Origin of the sequence: Arthrobacter sp. 260, from assembly GCF_013116745.1 — a bacterium.
Taxonomy (GTDB): domain Bacteria; phylum Actinomycetota; class Actinomycetes; order Actinomycetales; family Micrococcaceae; genus Arthrobacter_D.
In genome coordinates, this window is sequence record NZ_JABFOE010000007.1 from 202,942 (window position 1) to 210,048 (window position 7,107).

6 protein-coding genes are annotated in these 7,107 nt (G+C 63.6%); 4 read left to right on the forward strand and 2 right to left on the reverse strand.

Features of this window, described 5'->3' with window-relative positions; all coding sequences use genetic code 11:
• Nucleotides 1–21: 21 nt before the first annotated feature.
• The 4 genes from HMI57_RS10255 to htpX all read left to right on the forward strand — a co-directional run bounded on the left by HMI57_RS10255 (nt 22) and on the right by htpX (nt 3,818).
• Nucleotides 22–795, forward strand: a complete 774-nt coding sequence (locus HMI57_RS10255) for an alpha/beta hydrolase (protein ID WP_171585909.1) — start codon at nt 22–24, stop codon at nt 793–795.
• A complete protein-coding gene (locus HMI57_RS10260) occupies nt 782–1,489 on the forward strand; it encodes an alpha/beta fold hydrolase (RefSeq protein WP_171585910.1) in 708 nt (235 codons plus the stop codon). The genes HMI57_RS10255 and HMI57_RS10260 overlap by 14 nt, the downstream gene beginning before the upstream one ends.
• 77 nt (nt 1,490–1,566) lie before the next feature.
• Entirely contained in the window at nt 1,567–2,847 is a 1,281-nt protein-coding gene (locus HMI57_RS10265; protein WP_171585911.1) for an MFS transporter, read from the forward strand.
• A 92-nt stretch (nt 2,848–2,939) separates the two neighbouring features.
• Nucleotides 2,940–3,818 (forward strand): zinc metalloprotease HtpX, encoded by an 879-nt coding sequence (gene htpX / locus HMI57_RS10270; protein ID WP_171585912.1) that lies wholly within the window; start codon nt 2,940–2,942, stop codon nt 3,816–3,818.
• Between the two features lie 92 nt (nt 3,819–3,910).
• Here htpX and putP read toward each other — a convergent pair whose 3' ends face one another.
• Nucleotides 3,911–5,437 carry a sodium/proline symporter PutP gene (gene putP, locus HMI57_RS10275; protein ID WP_171585913.1) on the reverse strand — a complete coding sequence of 509 codons (1,527 nt, stop codon included), beginning with the start codon at nt 5,435–5,437 and terminating at the stop codon, nt 3,911–3,913.
• A gap of 639 nt (nt 5,438–6,076) precedes the next feature.
• Nucleotides 6,077–7,107 (reverse strand): HNH endonuclease signature motif containing protein (locus HMI57_RS10280; protein WP_171585914.1); only part of this gene is annotated, 1,031 nt, incomplete at its 5' end.

Consider the following 7,107-nt stretch of genomic DNA (forward strand, 5'->3'; position numbering starts at 1 on the left):
TGGGTACCGTTGAGGAAATCGATGAAAGAGGTTGCAGTGGGCCGGACCATCTGGGAACACTCCCAAACCGTTGTGGTGGGTGAGGTGTCCTGTGCGGTGCGGACCGTTGGGACCGGCAGCCGCGAAGTGATCCTGATTCATGGGATAGGGGTGTCCGCCCGGTACTTCGAGCCCCTGGCTGCCTATCTGGCCCAGACCTGCACGGTGCGCGCCATTGAACTCCCGGGGTTCGCCGCGCTGCCGGAGCCGCGTCGCCGACTCACGGTCGAGGAATTCGGGGCTGTTGCTGCCGAGGCGATGCGGGTGCTGGGGGTGCGGGACGCCGTCGTCGTCGGGCACTCGATGGGTTCCCAGGTCGCTGCCGAGGCGGTGCGCGCCGCTCCCGACCTCGTGGCGAGCCTGGTTCTGCTGGCCCCGACGATCAATGACCGGGAACGGACGGTCGCGAAACAGATGATGCGGCTGGCACAGGACACGCTCCGCGAGTCCCCGGCGGCCAACTACATTGTTCTTTCCGACTATTTCCGCGCTGGCATGAGGTGGTACCTCAAAACCCTTCCGTCGATGCTTCAGCACCGGCTTGAGGAGGCTCTGCCCTCGATCGCTTGCCCGGTCACGCTGGTGCGCGGCAGCCGTGACCCCATCGTTCCGGCCGACTGGATGCACCGCCTCGCCGATGCCGGGACTGACGTGTCTACCGGTGAGATCCCCGGTGAGCCTCATGTGATGATGTATCGCTCGCCCGAGGCCACCGCCCGGTTCTGTATTGGTGAACCCTCACATGCTGCTCGCTAGGCGCGGATGGTCCTGGATTCTGGACTACGTCTACGTGGGGTACTGGCAGGTGCATGGTTTCCTGTTCCGTGAGGATCCCGCCCAGTACCTGACGCCAAAGCTTGGATCGGCGGAGCAGCCGGGTCCGCCGGTGCTGCTCATCCCGGGAATCTACGAGACCTGGCAATTTATGCGGCCGGTCGCTGAACATCTGTCAGCCGCGGGCCACCCGGTGCATGTGGTTCAGCAGCTCGGCTACAACCGGGGCACCGTCCAATCCATGGCGGCACTCGTGACCGAGTACCTTGCCCGGCACGATCTCACCGACGTCGTCCTGGTAGCCCATAGCAAAGGTGGTTTGATCGGCAAATACGTCATGACCCAACCTGACGGTGGTGACCGGGTACGCCAACTGATTGCCGTGAATACGCCGTTCTCCGGGTCGATCTACGCCAACTTCTTTGTACTGCCGAGCATTAGGGCCTTCTCACCCCGCAACAAGTTCCTCCGCACCCAGCTCGCCAACATCGGATCCAACGCACGGATCACCTCCGTCTACAGCCGGTTCGACCCGCATATCCCCGAGGGGAGCCAGCTTCCCGGTGCCGAGAACATTGAGCTGGAGACGATGGGTCATTTCCGGATCATCGGGGACCGGCGGCTGCTCGAAGTCGTGGATCGGGCGATCGCCGACTACGGGTCACGCACCGCCTGAGCGCGAGTTTCACGCAGGGCCGCGCGCCTGGGACCGGTGGTTGCTGGAGGAAACCACTTCGCCGCTACACTTCATGAGTGCCCAAACTTCTAGCCGATATCACGCCGCTCAAAGAGAGCCCCGCATTCCGCCGGTTGTTCTTCGGGATGGCGCTGTCGGCGGTCGGCACCCAGCTGACCCTGGTGGCGGTAAGCCTGCAGGTCTACAGTCTGACCGAGTCGAGCCTGAGCGTGGGGCTCCTCGGGTTGTTCGCGCTGGTGCCACTCGTGGTCGCGGGACTCTACGGCGGGGCGATCGCTGACGCCCACGACAGGCGCAAGGTAGCCCTGGTCTCCGGGTTTTTCCTGTGGGGCAGTACCATCGCGATCGCCGCGCAGGCCTGGGCCGGGATCGAGAATGTCTGGCTGCTGTATGCGCTGGTGGCAGTCCACTCCGGTGCCGCGGGCATCAACCAGCCCACCCGGACGGCCATCATTCCCCGGCTGGTCCGCCCCGAGCTGCTCCCCGCAGCGAACGCGCTGAGCATGATCACCTTTGGTCTGGCCATGACCGTCGGCCCGCTGTTCGCCGGTCTGCTCGTGGCCCAGGTGGGCTACGGCTGGACCTACACCGTTGACGTTGTCACTTTCACGGCGGCCCTGTGGGCCTTGTTCAAGCTGCCGCCGCTACCGCCCGAGGGTGAGGTGCGGCGGGCGGGACTGGCCACGGTGCTGGAGGGCTTCAGGTACCTGGGCACCCGGCCCAACATCCGGATGACGTTCCTGATTGACCTTGCGGCAATGGTGATGGCGCAGCCGCGCGCGTTGCTGCCGGCCATCGGTGCGGTGCTGATAGGCGGCGGGGAACTGACGGTAGGGATCCTGCTGGCGTCGGTCGCCGTCGGGGCGGTGCTTGCAGGACTCTTCTCGGGTCCGCTGGGGCACATCCATCGGCAGGGTTTGGCAGTGATGTGGGCTGTGATCGGGTGGGGTGCCTCGATCAGCGCTTTTGGGCTGGTGGTGGTGATGGCCGGGTCCTCGGAGGCTGCCGCTTCCGACGAGCTTTCCCCCTGGATCATTCCGGCGGCGATCTGCCTCGTGTTCGCCGGGATCTCCGACTCGGTCAGCGGGGTGTTCCGCAGTACGATTCTGCAGTCCGCCACCCCTGACGCAATGCGCGGCCGCCTGCAGGGCGTGTTCATTGTGGTGGTGGCTGGCGGTCCGCGACTGGGTGACATGGTGGCTGGCGGAAATGCTGAGTGGCTGGGGGAGGGCTGGACAGCGGTGTTCGGCGGCCTCCTGTGCATTCTGTTGGTGATCATTCTGATGAAGCGCCAGCCACGGTTCGCGCAGTACGATTCACGTAACCCCGAGCCGTAGTCGGGGGTAATTAGCGCAGTAGTTGGAACAGCTGTGCAATGTGATGCGTTGTACTCGGTGATTGACCGTTACCCAAGGAGTTGTCAGTTTCAGTGCACAATCATTTCAACGGACCCAAGACAGTGATGTTGTTTGGTGCCCTCATGGGCATCTTCCTGGTCTTCGGTGCGGTTATTGCCGGGGCCACGGGCAGCTCGGCCTTCATCTGGATCTTTGCCCTGATCGGCGTCGGATCTGTCGCCTACAGCTACTGGAACAGCGACAAGCTGGCGATCCGTGCGATGCAGGCTGTCCCGGTGACCGAGCAGCAGGCGCCGGCCATGTACCGGATCGTGCGGGAACTCAGCACCAAAGCCAACAAGCCGATGCCGCGCCTGTATGTGTCGCCCACGATGGCGCCGAACGCCTTTGCGACCGGCCGCAACCCAGAGAATTCAGCAGTGTGTTGCACCCAGGGCATCCTGTCCCTGCTGAATGAGCGGGAGCTGCGCGGGGTGCTTGGACACGAGCTGATGCACGTCTACAACCGCGACATTCTCCTCAGCTCGATGGCGGCTGCGGTGGCTGGCGTGATCACCTCGGTAGCGCAGATGTTCGCGTTCACCGGGATGATGGGCGGCAACCGCAACTCGGGCGGCAACCCGATTGCGGCGATTCTGCTGGCCATCCTCGCGCCCTTCGCTGCGGTGCTGGTGCGTTCAGCGATCGGCCGGACCCGTGAGTACGACGCCGACGAGGATGGTGCCAAGCTGACCGGTGACCCCCTCGCACTGGCGTCGGCGCTGCGCAAGCTTGAGCGGGGAACCCAGCAGGCTCCGTTGCCTCAGAGTCAGCAGCTCGTCAACACGTCACACCTGATGATCGCCAACCCGTTCAAGGGCGGCGGCGTGCAGAAGATGTTTGCGAGCCACCCCCCGATGGGTGACCGGATCCAGCGGCTGGAGCGGATGGCTGGCCAGCCCCTCCGCTAGAGAGTCCCCTCACTGACCCAAACGACGACGGCGGCGCCTCCCTTGCTGGGAGGCGCCGCCGTCGTCGTGCGTAGAACTGTTGTTCTGGGTGCCTAGGCGGTGGTGATCCTGTCGTCGGCGGCCTTTTCAGCAGCGATCCGCTTGAAGGAGCGGGTGCCCTTCACCGCGAGGTCGAACTCTGCTTCGATCTCGGAGTTGGACTTCCAGGTGAGCTTGCTGACGACGATGGCGACGATCAGGTTGAGGAAGAAACCGGGGACGATTTCGTACATGGTGTCGGCAAGGGCGGAGTTGCCCCAGGTGAAGACCACGACGGCACCGGAAACCATGCCGGCGAGGGCGCCGGGCATGGTGAGCTTCTTCCAATAGAGGGCCAGGAGAACGGTGGGGCCGAAGGCAGCGCCGAACCCGGCCCAGGCAAACGCGACCAGCGAGAGGATCGATTCGCTGCGCCCCGAGGCCAGGACGATGGCGACAATCGCGACGACCAGAACGCCCAGACGACCAAGGACGACGCCCTGCTTGTTGGTGAGGGTGCGCTTGGAGACCATGTTGTAGAGATCCTCGACGAGGGCTGAGGAGCAGACCACCAGCTGCGAGGAAATGGTGCTCATCACCGCTGCGAGGACCGCTGCCAGGATGATGCCGGCGACGAAGGGGTGGAAGAAAGCCTGTGACAGGTCCAGGAACACGGCTTCGGGGTCAGTCAGCGACAGATCCGGGTTCTGCTGGAAGTAGGCGATACCAACCAGTGCGGTGGAGATGGCGCCAATGACGGTGAGGACCATCCAGCCCACACCGATCCGTCGTCCGGCAACGGCGTCCTGCGGGGTGCGCATGGCCATGAAGCGGACGATGATGTGCGGCTGGCCGAAGTAGCCGAGGCCCCAGGAGGCAGCCGAGATGATGGCAACCGTTGAGCCGCCGGCGACGATGTTCAGGAACGACGGATCAACCTGGCGAATAGAGTCGGTCAGGCCACCGAAGCCGCCGACCTGTACCAGTCCGATGATGGGAACGATGATGAGTGCGACGAGCATCAGCAGGCCCTGGGCAACATCAGTGAAGGTGGCACCCATGAAGCCGCCAAAGAGGGTGTAGGCGATGGTGACCGCGGCGACGATGATCATGCCAACGGTGTAGTTGGAGTTGAACGAGCTCTCGAAGAAGACGCCGCCAGCGACCATGCCGGAGGAGACATAGAAGGTGAAGAACACCAGGATGATGATTCCGGAGACGATCCGCAGGATGCGGGTCTTGTCTTTGAGCCGGTTCTCGAGGAAGCTCGGCACGGTGATCGAGTTGTTCGACACCTCGGTGTAGCTGCGCAACCGTGGTGCAACGAATTTCCAGTTGAGCCAGGCTCCGATGGTAAGGCCAATGGCTATCCAGATCTCGATCAGACCGGAGACGTAGATTGCTCCTGGGAGTCCGAGGAGGAGCCATCCCGACATGTCGGAGGCTCCTGCGCTGAGGGCTGCCACGCCCGGCTTGAGTCCACGGCCGGCGAGCATATAGTCGTCGAGGTCCGAGGTTCTCTTGAAGGCATACCATCCGATTCCGAGCATGGCGCCCATATAGATCACCATTGCGATGATTTGGAATGTCTGGTCGGGCATGACGAGGTCCTCTCATATTTTGCTTGGAATTTGCTGAGTGCAGCCGCCGACTATGCCAAAGACCAGCGCTATTGGCTAATAAGGTGATAGGCCTCACACTGTGTTGACGTGCCTTTTCGCGGTGTTAGGAAGTATGCTGTCTACTTTTGTGTCGGCGTCCTGATAGCTCTTTCGATGGCTGAGGGGCCCTGGCCAGGAGTAGTGGTCATGACGTGGCCAGGAGTGGCCGCCACCCCCGCTGAGCGGGGATGCCAGCCAGGCCCGGACCCCAGGCATCAGCGTCCCGGTTAGGTCTTCCGATGCTTGAGGGGGGGGGCCCTGGCCAGGAGTGCTGGTCATGACGTGGTGCTCTGGCCAGGAGTGCTGGTCATGAGTAGGGGTGTCCGCCATCCCCGCTGAGCGGCGATGCAGGCCAGGCCTGCCAGACCTGCCGGGCCTGCCGGACCTGCCGGACCCGCCAGACCTGCAGGACCCGTCGAGGCCCGCGCCTAGGCGTGAGACGTAGACCGTAAGCGTCCTGATCGTGAAGGTCGTTCGGGTCCAGGTTCGTAGACGCGTGCCGCCTCGCGACGCGGCTGGCCTAAGGGGACTGGCTCGGAAGGACTACGTTTCTTGAGGGGGTGGAAAAGCTACCTTCCTTCAGAAGGGTGGTGGGTCTTCCTTTGGTGCCGGTGGTGGGTCTGGTCTGGTGAGGTAGGTTTCCCCGGCGGGTGAGATCGCGATGATCATTCCGGGTTCGGGTTGTCGGTAGTGCCAGTAGCCCTCGGATTTGAGCTTGTGGTGGCGTTTACACAGCGCCGCCAAATTGCCGTAGCTGGTTTTCCCGCCCTGTGACCAGGGTGTGGTGTGGTCGAGTTCGCAGAACACCGCCAACCGGTTACACCCCGGATGCCTACACGTCCGATCCCTGACCCTGACCGCGTCCTGGAGGTCCTTCGGAACCCGGTAGGTAGTGGCGTCGGCCCCAAGCCTCGCCCCGGTGAACGGGTGGGTAAGAATCCTCGTGAATGATGGTGCGTGCCCAGCAAGTCTTCGGGCGGTGTCGGGGTCAATCGGACCGTACCCTTCCAACTCTCCCGGGGCGTCCCCACCGAGGAGAGTCATCACGGGGACCGTGACGAACACTCTCGCCTGCACACCCCAGAAGGCACCTGCACCACCAGCAACACGGCCGATCGGCTCGCCCACGGCAGTCGATCCGCCGTTCCCTGGCATCCCGTCCAGTCCGTTGATCCCGTCAACGACTGGTCCTCCGGTATTTATGTGCCCGGTGGCACTGGCACTGGTGAGGACATCGATCAGGACGTCGGCGCGTAGTTGGGTGAGGGTTCGTGGTTCGTCGGGGCCTTGGAGGTGGCGGGCGGCGGTGTCGACGCGGTGGAAGATCCCGGCAGCCTGATCCACGGGTAGGTAGGCTTCGAGCCAGGCCATCCCGTCGTAGCTGGGGGTCAGGAACACCCCGCGTTCCTTCACCGCCCTCTTACGCCTGACGGTGATGGATTCGGGGTGGAGTTCTTCGCGGAGCCGGTTCGCCTGCTGCCGGAACTTCGTCACCGTGGTCAGGGCCGCCATCCCGATCAGTCGTGCCTCAAAGTCCGCAGTGATACCCGGGTTGGTGTCGGGGATGCTGGTCGCTTCCTCGACCACAGCCCACGCATGCCGTTTACTGA